Genomic DNA, 20,261 nt, shown 5'->3' on the forward strand with positions numbered 1-20,261 from the left:
GTCACAGAAGTTGACCAACCCTATCGCTGGTGATTCGCCAGGAACAGATCAATAAAAGGGGAAAGACAGATGATCAGTGCCGCTGTAGATACCCAAGGAAAACTTTCTCATCAGCAGACCGGCGAACCGGTGCTCACGCCGGTTCTCATGCCGGGCGGCAAGACGGCGCTATCAGCGCCCAGGCAGAATCCCAATCGCAAAAAAGTCCTGTTCGTGACTTCGGAAATTGCCGATCTGGTGAAGACTGGCGGGTTGGGCGACGTCTCCGCGGCGTTGCCCAGGGCAATGGCCCAACTGCATGATGTACGTGTATTGATTCCTGGTTATCCGCAAGTACTCGAGAGCGAAAACCCGATTCATATCATCGGTGAGCTGGGTGGTCATGCTGCACTGCCGCCCTGCAAGATCGGCCGTATGGACATGACCGACGGCCTGGTCATTTATGTGTTGATCTGCCCTGAATTGTACGAGCGCGAGGGTACGCCCTACGGCGCCAACAACGGTCGCGACTGGCCGGACAACCATATCCGCTTCGCCCGTCTGGGCCTGGCCGCCGCCGATATCGCCGCCAACCTGGCGCAGATCCATTGGTGCCCGGATCTGGTGCATGCCCACGACTGGCCTGCCGGTCTGGCACCGGCCTATATGCACTGGCGCGGTCAGCGCACACCGACCCTGTTCACCATTCACAACCTCGCCTATCAGGGCGTGGTCAGCCTGGCCTGCTGCCCGGAGCTGGGTATTCCGGTACATGCCCTGCAACAGGAAGGCATGGAGTTCTACGGCAAGCTGTCTTTCCTCAAGGCCGGAATGGCCTATTCAAGCCATATCACCACCGTCAGCGCGACCTATGCGCAGGAAATCACCACGCCGGCCTTCGGCTGCGGTCTTGATGGCTTTCTGGCCAGCAAGACCCAGCAAGGCCTGCTCAGCGGCATTCCCAATGGCATCGATGAAAGCTGGGAAGCGGCCACCGATCCGCATCTGATCTGCCCGTTCAGCATCGGTGACTGGGAGGGCAAAGCGGTGAACGCCGCTCATGTCCGCGAGCTGTTCGGTCTGGAAGATTCCGCAGGGCCGTTGTTCGCCGTGGTCTCGCGCCTGGTCTATCAAAAAGGCCTGGACCTGACCGAAGGCGTGGCCGAGTTCATCGTCGCCTCGGGCGGTCAGATTGCGATCATCGGCCGTGGCGAACCGGAAGAAGAACACGCCATGCGGGCACTGGCCCTGCGTTTCCCCGGACAGATCGGTGTGCGTATCGGCTTCAACGAAACCGACGCCCGACGCATGTTCGCCGGCAGCGATTTCTTGCTGATGCCTTCGCGGTACGAGCCCTGCGGTTTGAGTCAGATGTATGCGCAGCGCTTCGGCTCGTTACCGGTGGCACGTAATACCGGCGGTCTGGCCGACACCATCGAAAACGGCGTGACCGGTTTCCTGTTCGATGAATCCACGGTGCCAAGCTATCAAGAAGCGCTGGAGCGGGCGTTCAAGGTATTCGCCTACCCCGACCTGCTCAACGCCATGCGCTGCCGGGCCATGGCCGCGCCCTTCAACTGGTGCAAGGCGGTCGAACCCTACGCCGAACTTTATGAACAACTGGTGGATAAAGCGCTGGGTAAATCGGGCAAACAGTAAGAGGTCTTCATAGATGCCTTTACGGACTCTGGAAACCTGGCCCCACGGCGCAATCATGCTGGATGCAGAGCACACCCGCTTTGCCTTGTGGGCGCCAGATGCGTTTTATGTGAGTGTCGAACTGGAAAACCGCCAGTCGTTGCCGATGCTACCTCAAGCCGACGGCTGGTTCGTGGTTCAAACCCGCTGCCCCGCCGGCACCCGTTACCGCTACAACATCGATGGCGAACTCGAAGTGCCTGACCCCGCCGCCCGGGCTCAGGCCGGCGACGTCGATTCCCACAGCGTGGTGGTCGACCCGCTCGCCTACCACTGGCAGCACAGCACCTGGCAAGGCCGCCCCTGGCATGAAGCAGTGATTTATGAACTGCACGTCGGCGTGCTGGGTGGCTACAGCGAAGTCGAAAAGCACTTGCCGCGCCTGGCTGCGCTGGGCATCACCGCGATCGAACTGATGCCTCTCGCGCAGTTTCCGGGCGAGCGCAATTGGGGTTACGACGGGGTTTTCCCCTATGCCCCGCAAGCCTCCTACGGTTCACCTGAACAGCTCAAACAGCTGATCGACAGCGCCCACGGTCATGGTCTGGCGGTGATTCTCGACGTGGTCTACAACCACTTCGGCCCGGACGGCAACTACCTGCATCGTTACGCCCAAGGCTTCTTCCGCGAAGACCAGCACACCCCTTGGGGAGCCGCCATCGACTTTCGCCGCCGCGAAGTGCGCGACTTCTTCATCGGCAATGCCTTGATGTGGATTCAGGAATACCGTTTCGACGGCCTGCGGCTGGACGCGGTGCACGCCATCGACGACCCGGATTTCCTGCAGGAACTGGCACACCGGGTCCGCCAACAGGTCCACCCGAATCGGCATGTCTGGCTCACCCTGGAAAACGAGTTCAATCAGGCCAGCCTCCTGGAGCAAGGCTTCGACGCACAATGGAACGATGACGGCCATAACGCTTTGCACGTGCTGTTGACCGGCGAAACCGATGCCTATTACGCCGACTTCGCCGACCAGCCCACCGAGAAACTCGCCCGCTGCCTGAGCCAGGGCTTTGCCTACCAGGGTCATGCCACGCGCCACGGCACGCCCCGTGGCGAACCCAGCGGGCACTTGCCACCCAGCGCTTTTGTGCTGTTCCTGCAGAACCACGACCAGATTGGCAACCGCGCACTGGGTGAACGACTGCACCGCCTGTCGTCTGCACAAGCGCTGCAGGCCGCCACCGTACTGTTGCTGTTATCGCCCATGATCCCCTTATTGTTCATGGGCGATGAGGCGGCCGTCAGCGAGCCCTTTCTGTTTTTCACCAGCCACCACGGTGAATTGGCCGAGGCGGTTCGTGAGGGGCGGCGCAATGAGTTCGCCGCCTTCAGCGCTTTCGCCGATCCGCACAAACGTGAGCAGATCCCCGACCCCAACGCACCTGAAACCTTTCACGCATCAAGGCCGAATCTGGCTCAAGCCAATGCGGCGACCCAGCGCGCAACGCAGCAACTGTATCGGCAACTGCTGGAAATCCGCCAGCGGGAAATCATTCCCCGCCTGCCCGGCGCCCAGGCACTCGGCGCACAAGTGCTGGCCGAGGGCGCCGTCAGCGCCCACTGGCGACTGGGCGACGGCAGCCTGTTGCGAATTGACCTGAACCTCAGCGCGCAACCGGTGGTCCATTCACCACAGGGTCCAACGCTACAGAATCAGGTACGAGAGCTTTTCGAATACCCGCAACAGGCATTCAGCCTTCTGCAACAGGGCACACTTTCCCCGTACACTGCGCTTGTCAGTCTGACAGCGCCACCCCTGACTGGAGAGCGCCCATGAGCAATTCGCAACTGGAACTACTCGCCAGCCGGGCGGGCCTGGCAGTCGACTGGATCGACGCCAACGGCCGGCCACAAAAAGTCGCTCCCGGCGTACTGCGTGCGGTACTGGCCGGGCTGGGTCATCCCGCCTCCACGGCACAGGAAATCGCTGCCAGCCTGCTCGAGCTCCAACAGGCTCAACAGAACAAAAAACTGCCGCCCCTGTTGACCGCAGATATCGGTAAAGGGCTGGATCTGGCGCACTACTTTGCCCCTGAAACGCCCTGCGAGATTCATCTGGAAGACGGCGCCATCCTCAACCTGAAACTGGACGCCAATGCTGTACTACCGGGGCTGATCCCGCCCGGCTATCAAAGCGTCAGCATCGCCGGCCAACACTTCACCCTCGCCGTAGCCCCCAGCCATTGCCACAGCGTAAGTGATGCCGTCGACAGCGCGACAGCGCGCGCCTGGGGCTTGAGCGTTCAACTGTATTCCCTGCGACGTCCCGGCGATGGTGGCTTCGGTGACACCCAGGCGCTGGAGAACCTCGCCCGGGTCGCCGGCGAACGCGGTGCCGATGCCCTGGCGATCAGCCCCTTGCATGCGATGTTCAGCAGCGATACCCAGCGCTACAGCCCCTACTCGCCTTCCAGCCGACTGTTTCTCAACAGTCTGTACGCCTCGCCTGGCGAGATTCTCGGTGAACGTGCGCTGCGCATGGCGATTGACGCCACGGGCCTTGCCAAGCAGCTGCATCAGCTTGAACAAGAGGCACTGATCGACTGGCCCGCGGCGGCAGACGCCAAACAGCGCCTGCTGCACGCGTTGTATGAAGGCTTTTGTCAGGGTGAAAATCCCCTTCACGAGGACTTCAGCAGTTTTCGTCACTGCGGTGGCGAAGCGCTGGAAAACCATTGCCGTTTCGAGGCCATTCAAGCCGAGCGCGCAGCCCGCGGCGAAAGCCTCGACTGGCGCGAATGGCCAGATCAATGGCGCGATCCACGCAGTGCGGCATTGGCCGAATTTGCCGAGAAAAATGCCCGACACATCGGTTTCTTCGCCTTCTGCCAATGGTTGATCGCCCGCTGTCTGGAGCGCGCGCAAACGGCGGCGCGCAGCAGTGGCATGGGCATCGGCCTGATCGCCGATCTGGCGGTAGGTGCCGACGGCGGCGGCAGTCAGGCCTGGAGTCGCCAGGACGAGTTACTCGCGGCGCTGACAGTCGGTGCGCCACCGGACATCCTCAACAGCACCGGTCAAGGGTGGGGCATTTCGGCGTTTTCTCCCGAGGGCCTGGTGCGCAACGGATTTCGCGCATTCATCGAAATGCTCCGGGCCAACTTCGCTCACGCCGGTGGCTTGCGGATAGACCATGTAATGGGCCTGCAGCGCTTGTGGGTGATTCCCCTCGATGCACCACCGAGTGAAGGCGCCTACTTGCATTACCCGGTGGACGACCTGCTGCGGCTGTTGACGCTCGAATCATTCCGGCATAAGGCCATAGTGCTCGGCGAAGACCTCGGCACCGTGCCGCAGGGGTTGCGAGAAAAACTGAGCGCCCGTTCGATTCTCGGCATGCGCGTGCTGCTTTTCGAGCAGGATAACGGCGCGCACTTCAAGCCGATCCTCGACTGGCCGGACAACGCCTTGGCGACCACCAGCACCCATGACCTGCCAACGCTCAACGGCTGGTGGCATGGCCGCGATATTGATTGGAATGTGCGCCTCGGGCTGAGCGACACTAGCGCCGAAACCCATTGGCGGGAACATCGACAGCGCGAACGTGATGGATTGCGCCGGGCCTTGAGCCAGGACCCGCAGAATTTTCGCGAAGAGACCCACGAGACCGATCAAGTGCTCGACGCCAGTGTGCGTTTCCTCGGTCACACCCGCGCGCCACTGGTATTGCTGCCGCTGGAGGATGCCCTGGGTATCGACGAGCAGGCCAACCTGCCCGGCCCCAGTAACGGCCATCCCAACTGGCGTCGGCGCTTCGCCAGTGACAGCGCAGCGCTGCTCGATGATCCCGATGCCGCGCGGCGCCTGGAAATCCTCGCCTGCGCACGGCAACAGGCATTCGAGCGTGACCAATGAGCACCACGCACCCCACCCCGCTTCGGGCGACGGTGCGCCTGCAATTCCACCAGGGTTTCACGCTGGATGATGCGGTGCCGTTGCTACCGTACTTCGCCAGCCTGGGCATCAGCCATATCTACGCCTCGCCATTGCTGCGCGCCCGCGCCGGCTCCATGCACGGCTATGACGTGGTCGATCCGACCACGGTCAATCCGCAGCTTGGGGGCGAAGCGGCCCTGCATCGACTGGTCGACGCCCTGCGTCAACAGCGCATGGGCCTGATCCTCGATATCGTTTCCAACCATATGGCGGTGGGTCGCGCCGACAATCCCTGGTGGCTGGACTTGCTGGAATGGGGCCGGCTCAGCCCCTACGGTGAGTTCTTCGATATCCAGTGGCACTCCCCCGACCCTTTGCTTGAAGGTCAGTTACTCCTGCCATTTCTCGGCACCGACTATGGCGTGGCGTTGCAGGACGGGACGATCCCCCTGCGTTTCGACCCTGGACGCGGGGCCTTTTATGTCGAACACTACGAGCACCACTTCCCGATTTGCCCCACCGATTACGGTGAACTGCTCAAACACGGCAATCAGCTTGATCCCGAACACGCGCAATTGCTCACCTCCCTGGCCGATCGTTTCACCGCCCTTTACTACCAATCTGACGCCCACTCCCTGGCATTGCCGCTGCAACAGGAACTGGTCGAACTGGCCCGGCAACCGCTCATCCAGCAAACCATTGAACACACCCTGAACCTGTACGACTCCCGCCAACCTGAAGGCTTCGCCCGCCTGCACAACTTGCTGGAGCGACAAAGTTATCGCCTGGCCAGTTGGCGCACGGCGGCCGACGATATCAACTGGCGGCGCTTCTTCGACATCAATGAGCTTGGCGGTCTGCGGATCGAACGGCCGGTGGTGTTCGAGGCCACCCACAGAAAAATCTTCCAGTTGATCCGCGATGGTCTGGTGGACGGTTTGCGTATCGATCATATCGACGGTCTCGCCGACCCGCGGGGTTACTGCCGCAAACTGCGGCGGCGGGTCGATGCCTTGTCGCCTTCGCGGCACTTCCCGATCTATGTCGAAAAAATCCTTGGTCAAGACGAAACACTGCACCGCGACTGGCAGGTGGACGGCAGCACTGGTTACGAGTTCATGGATCAATTGTCACTGCTGCAACATGACCCGCAAGGCGCCGACACCCTTGCCGAGTTGTGGAGCCGCCACAGCGAACGCCCTGCCGGATTCACTCAAGAGGCGCAGCTGGCCCGTCAACAGATTCTCAACGGTTCTCTTGCAGGGGATTTCGAAAGTGTCGCCCAGGCGCTGTTGCAGATTGCCCGCGATGACCTCATGAGCCGTGACCTGACCCTGGGCGCCATTCGCCGGGCATTGCAGGAACTGATCGTGCACTTTGCGGTGTACCGCACTTACATCAGCGCCTGTGGCCGACCCGCGCAAGACGAGGTGTTTTTTCAGCACGCCATGGCCGGCGCCCGTAGCACACTGAGCGAAGCCGACTGGCCGGTGCTCGACTACCTCGAACGCTGGCTCGGCGGCGAGCCGTGGCGCAAGCGACCCATGGGCAGGCAACGCAAGCTCCTCAAGCATGCCTGTGTGCGCTTTCAACAGCTGACGTCTCCGGCGGCGGCCAAGGCCGTGGAAGACACCGCCTTCTATCGCTCGGCCGTGCTGCTGTCGCGCAATGATGTCGGCTTCAGCACCGAGCGGTTCAGCGCCCCCATCGCCGACTTTCACCAGGCATGCAGCCAGCGCCTGGAGACCTTCCCGGACAACCTGCTGACAACGGCGACCCATGACCACAAACGCGGTGAAGACAGCCGCGCCCGGCTGGCCGTGCTCAGCGAACGCAGCACCTGGTATGCCGAACAGGTCGAGCACTGGCGAGCGTTGGCCGCACCACTGCGCAACGACCCACTGGCGCCGTCAGCGGGTGATGAACTGATCCTCTATCAGGCGCTGCTCGGCAGTTGGCCGCTGGAACTGCGCAGCGACGATACGCAAGCCCTGCAAAACTACGCTCAACGTGTCTGGCAATGGCAGCAAAAAGCTCTGCGCGAAGCCAAACTCCAGAGCAGTTGGAGCGCGCCTAACGAGGCTTATGAACAAGCGACTCAGGCATTTCTCGAACGCGTGCTGTTATCCCCCAAAGGATTCGAGTTGCGCTCGGCCATCGGCAATGCCGCACAAGCGATCGCACCCGCCGGCGCCTTGAATGGCTTGGCTCAAACCTTGCTGCGGCTCACGGTACCGGGTGTTCCGGATCTTTATCAGGGCAACGAATTCTGGGATTTCAGCCTGGTGGACCCGGACAACCGCCGGCCCGTGGATTTCAACGCCCGGCAACTGGCATTGAAGGCACCTTGCGAGGTGACGGAGTTGCTGCTGAACTGGCATGAAGGTCGCGTTAAACAAGCGCTGATAGCCCGGGCACTGACCCGACGCGCCGAGCACCCGGAGCTGTTCCGCCGGGGCAGCTATCAAGCGTTGGAAGTGCTCGGAAGCCAGGCGGAACACGTGCTGGCCTTCATGCGCGAAATCGGTAGTCAACGGGCCGTGGTGATTGTTCCCCGGCTTGTCGCCAACCTGCTGAAAACGGGCGCGCAACCGCTGGTGTACGCGCCGGATTGGGGCGATACCCGGGTAATACTGCCGTTCACTGCCTCCGGGCAAAACCTGAAGGGACTTTTTTCAGCCTGCGCAGTCACACACCACAAGGAATTAATGATCAGTGCCGCGCTGGGGGACTTCCCGGTCAATCTCTTTATCCAAACTTGAGTTCAGTTCAGGAGCAGTGCGATGAGTACCGACGACAAACGCGTCCGTGAGTTTGCCTATCAAATCTGGGAGTCCGAAGGTAGACCCGAAGGCCAGGAAGCCCGCCATTGGGAGATGGCGCGCAAGCTGGTAGAGGCTGAAGCCCTGACGCCGGGCAAACCGTCCAAAACCGGTACGACCAAGGCCGCACCAAAAGCCACGCCAAAAGCGACACCCAAAGCCAAAGCCAAACCCGCCGCTACGGCACCGGTAGTGGCGCCGCCGGGTGAAAAAAAAGCCGCCGTGAAAAAACCGCGAGCACCGCGTAAAGCACCGGCCAGTTGACCTGCGTAAACCTCTTGCAACTGGAGAGCCGGACACAAACCCTGTGGCGAGGGAGCTTGCTCCCGCTGGGTCGCGAAGCGGCCCCAAAACCAGCAATCGCGTTTTTTCAGGTAGAACACATCAGCCGGATTTACGGCTGCTGCGCAACCGAGCGGGAGCAAGCTCCCTCGCCACAATTGGTTATCAGACTATAGATCTCCATTACCGGTATCAGGGTTCGCCACGGTGGGCCGCTATCCCCTGAAAAACCGCCCTATCTGAACACGTCATTCCTTTGCAGGAGCCTCCATGACCAAGCCCAAAAAAGCCGCGCCCGAGCCTCACGCCGAGCCTTCACGCATCCGTGAAGGCTTGCCCTTTCCGCTGGGCGCGACCTGGGATGGCCTGGGGGTCAATTTTGCGCTGTTCTCGGCCCACGCGACCAAGGTCGAACTGTGCCTGTTCGACGATGCCGGCGAAGTAGAACTCGAACGCATCGAGCTGCCGGAATACACCGACGAGATTTTTCACGGCTATCTGCCCGATGCCCATCCCGGGCTGATTTACGGTTATCGGGTCTACGGCCCCTACGACCCGGAAAACGGTCACCGTTTCAACCACCACAAGTTGCTGATCGACCCCTACGCCAAGCAACTGGTGGGCAAGTTGAAATGGTCCGAGGCATTGTTCGGCTACACCATCGGCCACCCTGACGCCGACCTGAGTTTCGACGAACGTGACAGCGCGCCGTTCGTGCCCAAGTGCAAAGTGATCGACCCGGCGCACACCTGGGGTCACGATCATCGGGTCAGTGTGCCGTGGGACCGGACGATCATTTATGAGACTCACGTGCGCGGCATGACCATGACTCACCCCTCCGTCCCCGAGAACCTGCGCGGCACGTTCGCCGGGTTGATGGTCGACGATGTCATGGAGCATATCCGCAAACTCGGCGTGTCATCGGTCGAGCTGCTGCCGATTCACGCCTTCGTCAATGATCAGCATCTGCTGCATAAGGGCATGACCAACTACTGGGGCTACAACAGTATCGCCTTCTTCGCCCCGGACCCGCGTTACCTGGCCAGCGGCAAGATTGCCGAGTTCAAGGAGATGGTCGCGCACCTGCACGAAGCCAATCTGGAAGTGATTCTCGACGTGGTCTACAACCACACGGCCGAAGGCAACGAGCAAGGCCCGACGCTGTCCATGCGCGGCATCGACAACGCCTCTTACTACCGTTTGATGCCGGACGACAAACGCTTCTACATCAATGATTCCGGGACCGGCAACACCCTGGACCTGAGTCATCCCTGCGTGCTGCAGATGGTCACCGACTCACTGCGCTACTGGGCCACGGAAATGCACGTGGACGGCTTCCGTTTCGACCTGGCGACCATTCTTGGCCGGTATCACGACGGCTTCGACGAGCGCCACAGCTTCCTCGTGGCCTGCCGCCAGGACCCGATCCTGCGTCAGGTGAAAATGATCGCCGAGCCCTGGGACATCGGTCCTGGTGGTTATCAGGTCGGTGGTTTCCCGCCGGGCTGGGTCGAGTGGAACGACAAGTTTCGTGACACTGTGCGCGCCTTCTGGAAAGGCGACGACGGTCAGCTCGCCGATTTCGCCGGGCGGATGACAGCCTCCGGCGAGATGTTCAATCAGCGTGGTCGCAGGCCTTATTCGTCACTCAACTTCATCACCGCCCACGACGGTTTCACCTTGCACGACCTGGTGTCGTACAACGACAAACACAACGAGGCCAACGACGAGAACAATCAGGATGGCAGCGACAACAACCTGTCCTGGAATCACGGCGTCGAAGGCCCGACCGACGACCCCGAAATCAACGCCCTGCGCGCACGCCAGATGCGCAACTTATTTGCCACCTTACTGCTGGCCCAGGGCACGCCGATGCTCGTGGCCGGCGACGAGTTCGCCCGCACCCAGCACGGCAACAACAACGCCTACTGCCAGGACAGCGAAATCGGCTGGATCAATTGGGAGCTGGACGACGACGGCAGGTCGTTGCTCAAGTTCGTCAAACGCCTGATCAAGCTGCGGCTGGCCTATCCGATTCTGCGTCGCGGGCGCTTTCTGGTGGGTAATTACAACGAGGACATCGGCGTCAAGGACGTCACCTGGCTGGCGCCGGACGGCAGTGAGATGACCATCGAACAATGGGAAGACAGCCACGGCCGCTGCCTGGGCATGTTGCTCGACGGCCGCGCCCAAGAGACCGGCATCCGCCGCCCCGGGGCAGATGCGACGCTGTTGCTGGTGGTCAACGCCTATCATGACATTGTCAATTTCCTGCTCCCGGAAGTGCCTGACGGCGGTTTCTGGACCTGCATGATAGACACCAACCAACCCTCGGTTCGGGGTCAGGAGCGCTTCGACTTCAACTATGAATATTCAGTGACCGGACGCTCGCTGTTGTTGTTCGAGTTGCAACATGAAGAAGAGGATTGAAAGGGTCGTTATGAAGAAGTTGATCCTGGCGATGTAAAAAAACTGCAGCCGGTTTTTCATACAAGGGCGACGTAATCCGGAGTATGGTCAATACTCAGTTCGCGGCAATCCAGGGTTGGAGAGCCTGCAAACCTCTATCAACACGTCATCACTGGCGTGCCGAGCCATCGTAAAGACTGGCGGCAAGACCATGACAAGGATGTGATACCGATGAAGTCTGTCTCCCTCCCCGACAAAAATCTCCCTGCACAGATCTGGAACAGTGCCCGGCAGCTGGACAATATCCCGGTCATCAATACCAGCACATTGGTCCCGCCAGGAGCTCGCGCGGTGGTGATCGCCCCTCATCCCGGCGACGAGGTGGTGATCTGCGGCGGTCTGCTGCAGTTATTGGCCAGTCTGGGCCATCCCTTGCAACTGATCTCGATCACCGACGGCAGTGCCTGCCATCCAGGTTCGAACCTGTGGTCGGCCAAGCGCCTGAGCGTATTCCGCCCCCAGGAAAGCGTCGAAGCCCTGCGGCGACTGGGCCTGCCGATGCACAGCCTGAAGTGGATCCGCGGCGGCTTCACCGACAACGCGCTGGCCGAATCCGAGCACCAGCTGACCCAGTTCATTGCGCGCTATTTGCGCCCCGGCGATGTGGTCTTCAGCACCTGGCGTGAAGATGGCGATGTCGACCATGACACCGTCGGCAGGGCCAGCGCCAGGGCCGCCGAGATGGTCGCTGCGCACTTTCATGAAGTACCGGTCTGGGCCTGGCACTGGTCGGCACGCGAGCAAGGCCAGATTCCCTGGCAACGGGCCCGCAAGGTTCGCCTGGACACCTGGACAGTGGCCCGTAAAAGCCACGCGACCCATGCCTATGCCAGTCAACTGGACGGCGAGCCCGCCATCGGCATCGCGCCGTTGCTGCCGCGGGTCATTCTGGAGCGCATGCGCCTGCCATACGAGATCGTGTTTGTGTAATCGACACCAGGACGGATCAATGCGCCTGAAAACTCTGACCTGAAAAACTCTGAACTGCCGGGCAAAGCATCAGTCGCATAGGTAATCAGCCTTGATTCAGAGGAGTGACCGTGACCATCGATTCAAACAGCCGCCCCGTCCGCTCAGCCCCCATGAACAGCTTGCCGGCGATTCATCGCTTGAGGGTTCTGACGGTCAACACCCACAAGGGCTTCACCGCCCTCAACCGGCGTTTCATCCTTCCGGAACTGCGCGAAGCCGTTCGCAGCACCTCGGCAGACCTGGTGTTTTTGCAAGAGGTGCTGGGCGAGCACGACCGCCACGCCTCGCGCTACTACAACTGGCCGCAGCAGTCACAGTACGAATTTCTCGCTGACAGCATGTGGAGTGACTTCGCCTATGGACGCAACGCCGTCTATCCGGACGGCCATCACGGCAACGCGCTGCTGTCGAAATACCCGATCCGCCAACACCGCAATCTCGACGTTTCCATCACCGGCCCCGAACGCCGCGGACTGCTGCATTGCGTGCTGGAAGTCCCGGGGCATGCCGAAGTGCATGCGATCTGCGTGCATTTGAGTCTGCTGGAAAGCCATCGTCAGCTGCAGCTGGCCCTGCTCTGCCAACTGCTCGAATCGCTGCCCGACGATGCGCCGGTCATCATCGCTGGCGACTTCAACGATTGGCAGCTGCACGGCAACGCCACCCTCGCCCGGCGCGACTACTTGCATGAAGCCTTTGAACGCCATCAGGGGCGCCCGGCGAGAACCTACCCGGCGCGCTTCCCGCTGCTGCGCCTGGACCGTATCTACCTGCGCAACGCCAGCAGCCACGAACCAAGGATTCTCAGTCACAAGCCGTGGACGCATCTCTCCGATCACCTGCCATTGGCGGTTGAAGTGCGGCTGATTTAGTCAAAAACCGAGCCGGGGAATCATCGTCGGCAACCCGGGTATCCGGATGAGCCGGCAATCGCATAGCAACCTAACGAAAGCCTCTAGCCCGGTACTTTTCGATGATGTTTCGTACAAACAAGAACTTATAGAATCCTTTAATTTCAAATATTTGACGCCTCTAAATTAACCCTACCGCCCATCGGCCAATTTCTTGACGCGGTGTCGGGGGTCTTCTTAGCTACACCTTACTACCCCCGGAAATACTACCAGGGACAAGGCTCGAAACGCCTGCGCAAGCGGGTCGCCGAGCTTTGCCTCATTGAATTCGGTCGCCCCTCATTCGGGGTAGGAGAGACGCCATAGCGAGACAGAGCATGCGATTGCAAGGTAGACCTCCATGAAAAACCCCATCACCCCACAAGAGATCAAAATTACCCTTTGCACCGTTTCGACTTCACTTCTGCTGTGTTCTTCCATGGAGGTTCAGGCAGCCTCCACCGAGGATGAATCGATACCCTGGTATCGTCAGGATGTTCCGGCGTTTACCTTGCCAACGTCTGATTCGACACTCACCGGCAGTTTCACTGCAAACACCCGCTTCGAGACTAGCCCGCAGACCATCAGTGAAGCAGCGCCCTCAGCCTGGGAGCGCGTGTATGGCCGAGCCTCCAGACAGGCTGAAACCGACTACCTTGCATCACAGTTTTCCGGCTCCGACAGCCTGTCGAAAGGGCCAGCTCTCTACACCTTGCAAAATGGCAGCGGAACCACTCAGCGTGTCGGCCTGCTGGGCGGTCAGAGCCAGATCCAGGGCAACAGCAACGGCATTCTGACCACCCGGGCCATGGCCGATCCGCGTAATGACAGCCTCAACCTGCAAGGCTCAAGTCTAGGCGCCTACTGGAGCCTGACGGGCGCGCAGGGCTGGCATGTGGATTTGACCGCGAGCGGCGGCCGGGTCAATGGTTATAGCCGCACCGATCAGGGCACGCGGCAAGCGACCGAAGGTAGTGCGGTGACACTGTCGGTCGAAGGCGGATTTCCCATCGGCATCAGCGAAAACTGGGTAGTCGAACCCCAGGCGCAGTTGATCAACCAACGGATTACCCTGGACACCCCGAATGCCGGAAGCGGCAACGCGTCGTCCAGCGATTTGACCTCCTGGAGTGGCCGGGTCGGTGCGCGTTTGAAAGGTAACTATGAAATTCGCGGGCTGCCGGTCGAACCCTATGTGCGGACCAACGTGTGGCACAGGGTAAACAGCGGTGACACGCTGACCCTCGGCCAGGTCGACAAGATCAGCAGTGGCCGCAACTCCTCCACCGTTGAACTGGGTCTCGGTCTGGTGGCCAGAGTCTCGCCCACTGTGAGCCTGTATGTGAGCGCCGATTTCAGCAGCGACGTCGACGATAACGACCTCAATGGCTTGATCGGCAGTCTGGGTGTGCGGATGCGTTGGTGAAGATGTGGGTGTTGGGCAGTGACATGTTTAGTGTCTGAGCCGCCGTCATCGCGAGCAAGCTCGCTCCCACACTGGACCTGTGTCATTCACAAAATCGTGCTACGACGCAGATCTAATGTGGGAGCGAGCTTGCTCGCGATGGCCGTGACGCGGTCGATAAATCCGGATCAACCCTCCGGCCGCAAGATCAGCACCGCCAACGGCGGCAGGTTCAGCACCAGTGACAACGCCTGGCCATGGCTGGGCTCGTCCTCGGTAAAGACCCCACCGCCGTTGCCATAGTTGGAACCGGCATAGGTATCGGCATCGCTGTTGATCGCCTCGGCCCAGCGCCCGGCAAAGGGCACGCCGACCCGGTAGGCCTGACGCGGCACCGGTGTGAAGTTGGCCACCACCAGCACCGGACGCCCGTCCTTGCTCCAGCGCAGCCAGGCATAGACGCTGTTGATTGCATCATCACCAATCAGCCACTGGAACCCTTGCGGTGCATCGTCCTGATCGTGCAGCGCCGGTTCTTCTCGATACAACCGATTGAGGTCACCCACCAGTTTCTGCACGCCCCTGTGCTCCGGGTACTGCAACAGATACCAATCCAGCTGCTGATCGTGATTCCACTCCCGCCATTGGCCGAACTCACAGCCCATGAACAGCAGCTTTTTGCCTGGATGGGTCCACATGAAACTCAGGTAAGCCCGCAGATTGGCAAATTTCTGCCAGCGGTCACCGGGCATTTTGTCGATCAGCGAATGCTTGCCGTGCACCACTTCGTCGTGGGAAATCGGCAGGATGAAACGCTCGGACCAGGCGTACACCAGACCGAAGCTCAACTCGTTGTGATGGTGAGCGCGGTACACCGGATCCTGCTGAATGTAATGCAGCGAATCGTGCATCCAGCCCATGTTCCATTTGTAGGCGAACCCCAAACCGCCCTGTTGAGTGCCTTGACTCACGCCAGGCCAGGCCGTGGATTCCTCGGCAATCATCAGCGCACCCGGCGCTTCCAGGGCGATCACGTCGTTCAGGTGTCGAACGAAATCGATGGCTTCCAGGTTCTCGCGGCCGCCATGACGATTGGGCACCCACTCGCCCGCTTTGCGTGAGTAGTCGCGGTAAAGCATCGAGGCCACCGCATCCACGCGCAGGCCATCGACATGGAAATGCTTGAGCCAGTGCAGCGCCGAGGCCAGCATGAAACCGTGAACCTCAGTGCGGCCCAGGTTGTAGATCAGTGTGTCCCAATCCTGATGAAAGCCTTCCTGCGGGTTGCCGTACTCGTACAGCGCGGTACCGTCGAACTGCGCCAAACCATGGGTATCGGTCGGAAAATGCGCCGGCACCCAATCGAGGATCACGCCGATGTTCGCCTGGTGGCAAGCGTTGACGAAGGCGGCGAAATCATCCGGCGAGCCGTAACGGGCGCTTGGGGCGAACTGCGACAGTGGCTGATAACCCCAGGAACCTCCGAACGGATGCTCCATGATCGGCATCAGCTCGATATGGGTGAAACCCAGATCCTGCACGTAGGGAATCAAGCGCTCGGCCAGCTCATGCCAGTTATATTGGCGCGAGACCTCACCGAGGTCATCGATTTCGCACTGCCAGGAGCCGGCATGCAGCTCGTAGATCGACAGCGGCGCATCCGGCCGTTGGCGCTCGCCACGGGACTGCATCCAGTCGTGGTCCTGCCAGTCGATCCTCAGTGGCGAGGCGACTTTCGACGCGGTATCCGGCGGCAACCGGGTCGCCAGTGCCATCGGGTCGGACTTGAGCGGAAGAATCCCGTCCGCGCCAAGAATCTCGTACTTGTAGGCCTCCCCTGCTTGCAGGCGCGGGATAAACAACTCCCACACACCAGAGGGATGGCGCAGACGCATGGGATGCCGACGGCCGTCCCAGACGTTGAAGTCGCCGACCACCGAGACCCGCCGGGCATTCGGTGCCCACACCGCAAAGCGCACGCCGTCGACGCCATCCACAGTCTTCAACTGCGCGCCGAGGCAAGCGCTCAGGTCACGGTGATTGCCTTCGGCGAACAGGTACAAATCCATCTCGCCTAGCAACGGACCAAAGCTGTAGGGGTCTTCGCTGGTCTGCTCGCCGCCTGCCCAGTAAATCCGTAACTGGTAGGCTTGGGCCCGGTCAAAATGCCCGACAAACAAACCCGGTACATCGGCCGCGTTCAAACTACCAAGCTCTTCCCCGCTGTCCCTGGCCAGCACCTGAACACTCAGGGCACCCGGCAAAAACGCGCGGATAAACTGCCCGCCGGCACCATCGCCATGGGGGCCCAGAATCGCAAACGGATCGCGATGCTCGGCACGCACCAGGGCCTCAATATCCTTTGCACCGGGCAGCAATGTCACTCTCGAATGTCCCTGTTCCCTGTTTGAGAAACTCATGACTACTCTCCACTGGTCTCTGTGTCGGAAAAGGGTTTAAGCCCGTTCAATAACCCGTACAAACCGTGCAATGGCACAGGCAGCCAAGTGGGTCGATTTTCCGCTTCATACACCACTTCATAGGCCGCTTTCTCCAGGCCGAACAACGCCAGCGCGGCGTCTTCACCTTCAGCGTTTTGCCATGCATGAGCAAGACTAGCTGTTGCCCGGCGATATGCCCGGACAAAGGCCTGTTGCGATTCACGCAAATAACGCTCCGTCACACGTTTGCGCGCGGCATGGGCCTGTGCCGAGCCGTCGACGTTCTGCACATTCAGCGCCATCGCCGCCGCATAGTCGAACGAACGCAACACGCCGCTGACGTCCTTGTACGGACTGTGCTTGCCCCGACGTTCATGCAAGGCGCGCGCCGGTTCACCCTCGAAGTCGATCAGGTAGGCATCGCTTTTGATCACCAACACCTGCCCCAGGTGCAGGTCACCGTGTACCCGCATGCGCAAGCCACCGACTGCCTGCTTCGCCAGATTCTGGATGTGGCTCGGCAGGGCTTTCTTGTGCTGCAGCAAACGGCTGACCAGCGCCTGATCCTCAGCTCCAAGCTCGGTCTGATGTTCCTTGAGCAACTGCAAGGCGCGCTCCAGTTGCGTGCCGATGTGTCTGGCCCACTCTTGGGAATCCTTGATCGTACTCGGTTTCGAGCTGAAGTCCGGGTTGTCCGTGGGCGCGGCCAACACCTGATGCATTTCACCCAGGCGCTGACCCAGCATGCCAGCGAACTCTTTCAATTCGCCCAAGGCGTTGTAATGCTGTTCCTGCTCGGAAACGGCCTGGGCCGATTCGTCACGAATCGCCCGTTCAAGGTTGTTCTGCGTCCATTCCCAGGCGTCGCCCTGATTGCTCAGGTAACCCTGAGCGATCATCAGCAGGCTGTCCTGCCCCTGCTCGTCACGGCGAATCACCGAGCCGAGCAACGGCGAGATATGGGCGAAGCCGGCCGCGGTCAGGTAAGCGCTCATCTCCAGCTCCGGATGAACACCGACGCTGATCTTGCGGATCAGTTTGAGCACCAGACTGCCGCCGATCACCACCGAACTGTTGGACTGTTCGGCCGACAGATAACGCACTTCAGAATCCTGGTTCAGGCCGAGTTTCATCAGTTCGGCGGTGGGTTCGAAACGGATCTCACCCTCGGTTGATGGCACTATGCTTTGCGTCTGGATGGCCTGCAAAACCGCATGGACAAAGGTATCGAGGCTGAAGGCATCGGTGATCAAACCAACCTGCCGCCCGCGGCGGACCCGAGCGAGTGCAAGCTGCTGCGGCAAGGCTGAGCTGAACTGTTCCTCGGCCAGCAAACCGAATGGCAACTGATAGCGACTGGTCTGCCCATCACTGGTGACCTCGACCTCGCTGAGCAGCACCGGATGCTGCGGATCGCCAAAGCGCACGCCGTAGGCGATATGCACCTGTTCGATTGCCGAATCCTTGTTGGCGAACCAGCGTCGCTTAGGCAGCCAGGCCGGCAGCGAAGTCTGCTCCAGAGTGGTGCGTGACGGTGCTTCGAGCAATTCTTCGAGATGTTTTTTCAGGACCAGAGTGGTGAAGTCCGGCATGCTTTTCGCCGGTTCCACATGCCAGCTCGGCATCTGATTTTCCGCCGCCAGCACAAACCAATAAAAACCGTATGGCGCCAGGGTCAGCAGAAAATTCAGCTGGCCTATCGGCGGAAAAGCGTTCCCGCCGAGCATCTCCACCGGCACCATGCCGGCGAACGCCGACAGGTCCAGTTCGGCGGCCTGAGCACTGCGGGACACGTTGGCCACGCAGAGGATGATTTCGTGCCTGCCGTCGGCTCCGGTGTATTCACGGGTGTACGCCAGGATTCGGCGATTGCTCGGCGAAAGCATTTTCAGCGTGCCGCGACCGAACGCCTTGGACTGTTTACGCACCGCCAGCATTCGCCGGTTCCAGTTCAACAGTGAATGCGGATCGCCAGACTGGGTCTCGACGTTCACCGACAGATAACCATAGAGCGGATCCATGATCGGTGGCAGCACCAGGCTGGCCGGATCGGCACGGGAGAAACCACCGTTACGGTCGATCGACCATTGCATCGGCGTACGCACGCCGTCGCGGTCGCCGATATAGATGTTGTCGCCCATGCCGATCTCATCGCCGTAATACAGGGTCGGCGTACCCGGCATCGACAGCAACAGGCTGTTGAGCAATTCGATTCGACGGCGATCGCGCTCCATCAATGGCGCCAGGCGCCGACGAATCCCCAGATTGATCCGCGCCCGACGGTCGGCCGCGTAGTAATTCCACAGGTAATCACGCTCTTTGTCGGTGACCATTTCCAGGGTCAACTCATCGTGGTTACGCAGGAAAATCGCCCACTGGCAGTTGGCGGGAATCTCCGGGGTCTGGCGCAGAATATCGGTGATTGGAAAGCGATCTTCCTGAGCCAGCGCCATGTACATGCGCGGCATCAGCGGGAAGTGAAAGGCCATGTGGCACTCGTCGCCGTTCAAGCCTTTGCTGTCGGTATCACCGAAATACAACTGAGTATCTTCCGGCCACTGGTTGGCTTCGGCCAGCAGCATGCGGTCCGGGTAATTGGCATCGATCTCGGCACGGATCTGCTTGAGCACCTGATGGGTCTCGGGCAGGTTCTCGTTGTGGGTGCCGTCGCGTTCGATCAGATAGGGAATCGCATCCAGCCGCAGGCCGTCGATGCCCATGTCCAGCCAGTAGCGCATCACCGAAAGCACGGCTTTCATGACTTGCGGGTTGTCGAAATTCAGGTCCGGCTGATGGGAGTAGAAGCGGTGCCAGAAGTACTGGCCGGCTACCGGGTCCCAGGTCCAGTTGGATTTTTCGGTGTCGAGAAAGATGATCCGCGTGCCGTCGTACTTCTGATCGTTATCGGACCACACGTAGAAATCCCGCGCCTTTGATCCCGGCTTGGCTTTGCGCGCCCGCTGAAACCACGGGTGCTGGTCGGAGGTGTGGTTGATGACCAACTCGGTGATGACCCGCAGCCCGCGTTTGTGGGCCTCGGAGATAAAGCGCTTGGCGTCGGCCATGGTCCCGTAGTCGGGGTGAACTCCCCGGTATTCGGCAATATCGTAACCATCGTCACGCCGCGGCGACGGGTAGAACGGCAGCAGCCAGATGGTATTCACACCCAGATCGGCAATGTAATCGAGCTTGGCGATAAGACCGGGAAAATCGCCGATCCCGTCGTTATTGGAGTCGAAAAATGACTTTACGTGGACTTGATAGATCACCGCATCCTTGTACCAGAGCGGATCCTTGATAAAGGCGGCTGACCCGGGTTTCTTCGCCATTGGAAACTCCTGTTGAATTCATGATTCCGACTGGCCTGATGCAGCATCTCTGAGGTGAGGTTTACACCTGTGGCGAGGGAGCTTGCTCCCGC

The 20,261-nt window shown here is 60.4% G+C and carries 11 protein-coding genes; 9 read left to right on the top strand and 2 right to left on the bottom strand.

Annotated features, from left to right (window positions below; translation table 11 throughout):
- Positions 1-69: 69 nt before the first annotated feature.
- From glgA to AC3I0A_RS15445, 9 genes are all read left to right on the top strand, one after another.
- A complete protein-coding gene (glgA, locus tag AC3I0A_RS15405; protein ID WP_489372820.1) occupies positions 70-1,638 on the top strand; it encodes a glycogen synthase GlgA in 1,569 nt (522 codons plus the stop codon).
- Between the two features lie 13 nt (positions 1,639-1,651).
- The gene (gene treZ, locus AC3I0A_RS15410) at positions 1,652-3,460 is read left to right on the top strand and encodes a malto-oligosyltrehalose trehalohydrolase (protein ID WP_489372822.1); all 1,809 of its coding nucleotides are present in this window, start codon (positions 1,652-1,654) and stop codon (positions 3,458-3,460) included.
- The gene (gene malQ, locus AC3I0A_RS15415; protein ID WP_489372823.1) at positions 3,457-5,538 is read left to right on the top strand and encodes a 4-alpha-glucanotransferase; all 2,082 of its coding nucleotides are present in this window, start codon (positions 3,457-3,459) and stop codon (positions 5,536-5,538) included. The genes treZ and malQ overlap by 4 nt, the downstream gene beginning before the upstream one ends.
- A complete protein-coding gene (locus AC3I0A_RS15420; RefSeq protein WP_489372825.1) occupies positions 5,535-8,321 on the top strand; it encodes a malto-oligosyltrehalose synthase in 2,787 nt (928 codons plus the stop codon). The genes malQ and AC3I0A_RS15420 overlap by 4 nt, the downstream gene beginning before the upstream one ends.
- A 21-nt stretch (positions 8,322-8,342) precedes the next feature.
- On the top strand, positions 8,343-8,645 hold the full coding sequence (locus tag AC3I0A_RS15425; protein WP_489372827.1) for a DUF2934 domain-containing protein: 303 nt from the start codon (positions 8,343-8,345) through the stop codon (positions 8,643-8,645).
- A 288-nt stretch (positions 8,646-8,933) separates the two neighbouring features.
- Positions 8,934-11,093 carry a glycogen debranching protein GlgX gene (gene glgX / locus AC3I0A_RS15430; RefSeq protein WP_489372828.1) on the top strand — a complete coding sequence of 720 codons (2,160 nt, stop codon included), beginning with the start codon at positions 8,934-8,936 and terminating at the stop codon, positions 11,091-11,093.
- A 210-nt stretch (positions 11,094-11,303) separates the two neighbouring features.
- Positions 11,304-12,062 carry a PIG-L deacetylase family protein gene (locus tag AC3I0A_RS15435; RefSeq protein WP_489372830.1) on the top strand — a complete coding sequence of 253 codons (759 nt, stop codon included), beginning with the start codon at positions 11,304-11,306 and terminating at the stop codon, positions 12,060-12,062.
- A gap of 152 nt (positions 12,063-12,214) precedes the next feature.
- Positions 12,215-12,976 (top strand): endonuclease/exonuclease/phosphatase family protein, encoded by a 762-nt coding sequence (locus tag AC3I0A_RS15440; protein WP_489378510.1) that lies wholly within the window; start codon positions 12,215-12,217, stop codon positions 12,974-12,976.
- 379 nt (positions 12,977-13,355) lie between these two features.
- The gene (locus AC3I0A_RS15445) at positions 13,356-14,420 is read left to right on the top strand and encodes an autotransporter domain-containing protein (protein ID WP_489372831.1); all 1,065 of its coding nucleotides are present in this window, start codon (positions 13,356-13,358) and stop codon (positions 14,418-14,420) included.
- Positions 14,421-14,587: 167 nt separating this feature from the next.
- On the opposite strand, the gene glgB is transcribed toward AC3I0A_RS15445, so the two are convergent.
- Together glgB and treS are read right to left on the bottom strand one after the other, a co-directional pair.
- Positions 14,588-16,819: a 1,4-alpha-glucan branching protein GlgB gene (gene glgB, locus AC3I0A_RS15450; RefSeq protein ID WP_489372833.1), complete on the bottom strand. Its 2,232-nt coding sequence runs from the start codon at positions 16,817-16,819 to the stop codon at positions 14,588-14,590.
- 2 nt (positions 16,820-16,821) lie between these two features.
- A complete protein-coding gene (gene treS, locus AC3I0A_RS15455) occupies positions 16,822-20,169 on the bottom strand; it encodes a maltose alpha-D-glucosyltransferase (protein ID WP_489372835.1) in 3,348 nt (1,115 codons plus the stop codon).
- Between the last annotated feature and the right edge of the window lie 92 nt (positions 20,170-20,261).

The organism is Pseudomonas sp. KH_024_B2, from assembly GCF_057839965.1.

Coding starts and splice junctions, on each gene's coding strand:
- glgA (WP_489372820.1), top strand. CDS start 70: ATGATCAGTGCCGCTGTAGATACCCAAGGAAAACTTTCTCATCAGCAG.
- AC3I0A_RS15435 (WP_489372830.1), top strand. CDS start 11,304: ATGAAGTCTGTCTCCCTCCCCGACAAAAATCTCCCTGCACAGATCTGG.
- malQ (WP_489372823.1), top strand. CDS start 3,457: ATGAGCAATTCGCAACTGGAACTACTCGCCAGCCGGGCGGGCCTGGCA.
- glgX (WP_489372828.1), top strand. CDS start 8,934: ATGACCAAGCCCAAAAAAGCCGCGCCCGAGCCTCACGCCGAGCCTTCA.
- treS (WP_489372835.1), bottom strand. CDS start 20,169: ATGGCGAAGAAACCCGGGTCAGCCGCCTTTATCAAGGATCCGCTCTGG.
- AC3I0A_RS15445 (WP_489372831.1), top strand. CDS start 13,356: ATGAAAAACCCCATCACCCCACAAGAGATCAAAATTACCCTTTGCACC.
- AC3I0A_RS15440 (WP_489378510.1), top strand. CDS start 12,215: ATGAACAGCTTGCCGGCGATTCATCGCTTGAGGGTTCTGACGGTCAAC.
- AC3I0A_RS15425 (WP_489372827.1), top strand. CDS start 8,343: ATGAGTACCGACGACAAACGCGTCCGTGAGTTTGCCTATCAAATCTGG.
- treZ (WP_489372822.1), top strand. CDS start 1,652: ATGCCTTTACGGACTCTGGAAACCTGGCCCCACGGCGCAATCATGCTG.
- AC3I0A_RS15420 (WP_489372825.1), top strand. CDS start 5,535: ATGAGCACCACGCACCCCACCCCGCTTCGGGCGACGGTGCGCCTGCAA.
- glgB (WP_489372833.1), bottom strand. CDS start 16,819: ATGAGTTTCTCAAACAGGGAACAGGGACATTCGAGAGTGACATTGCTG.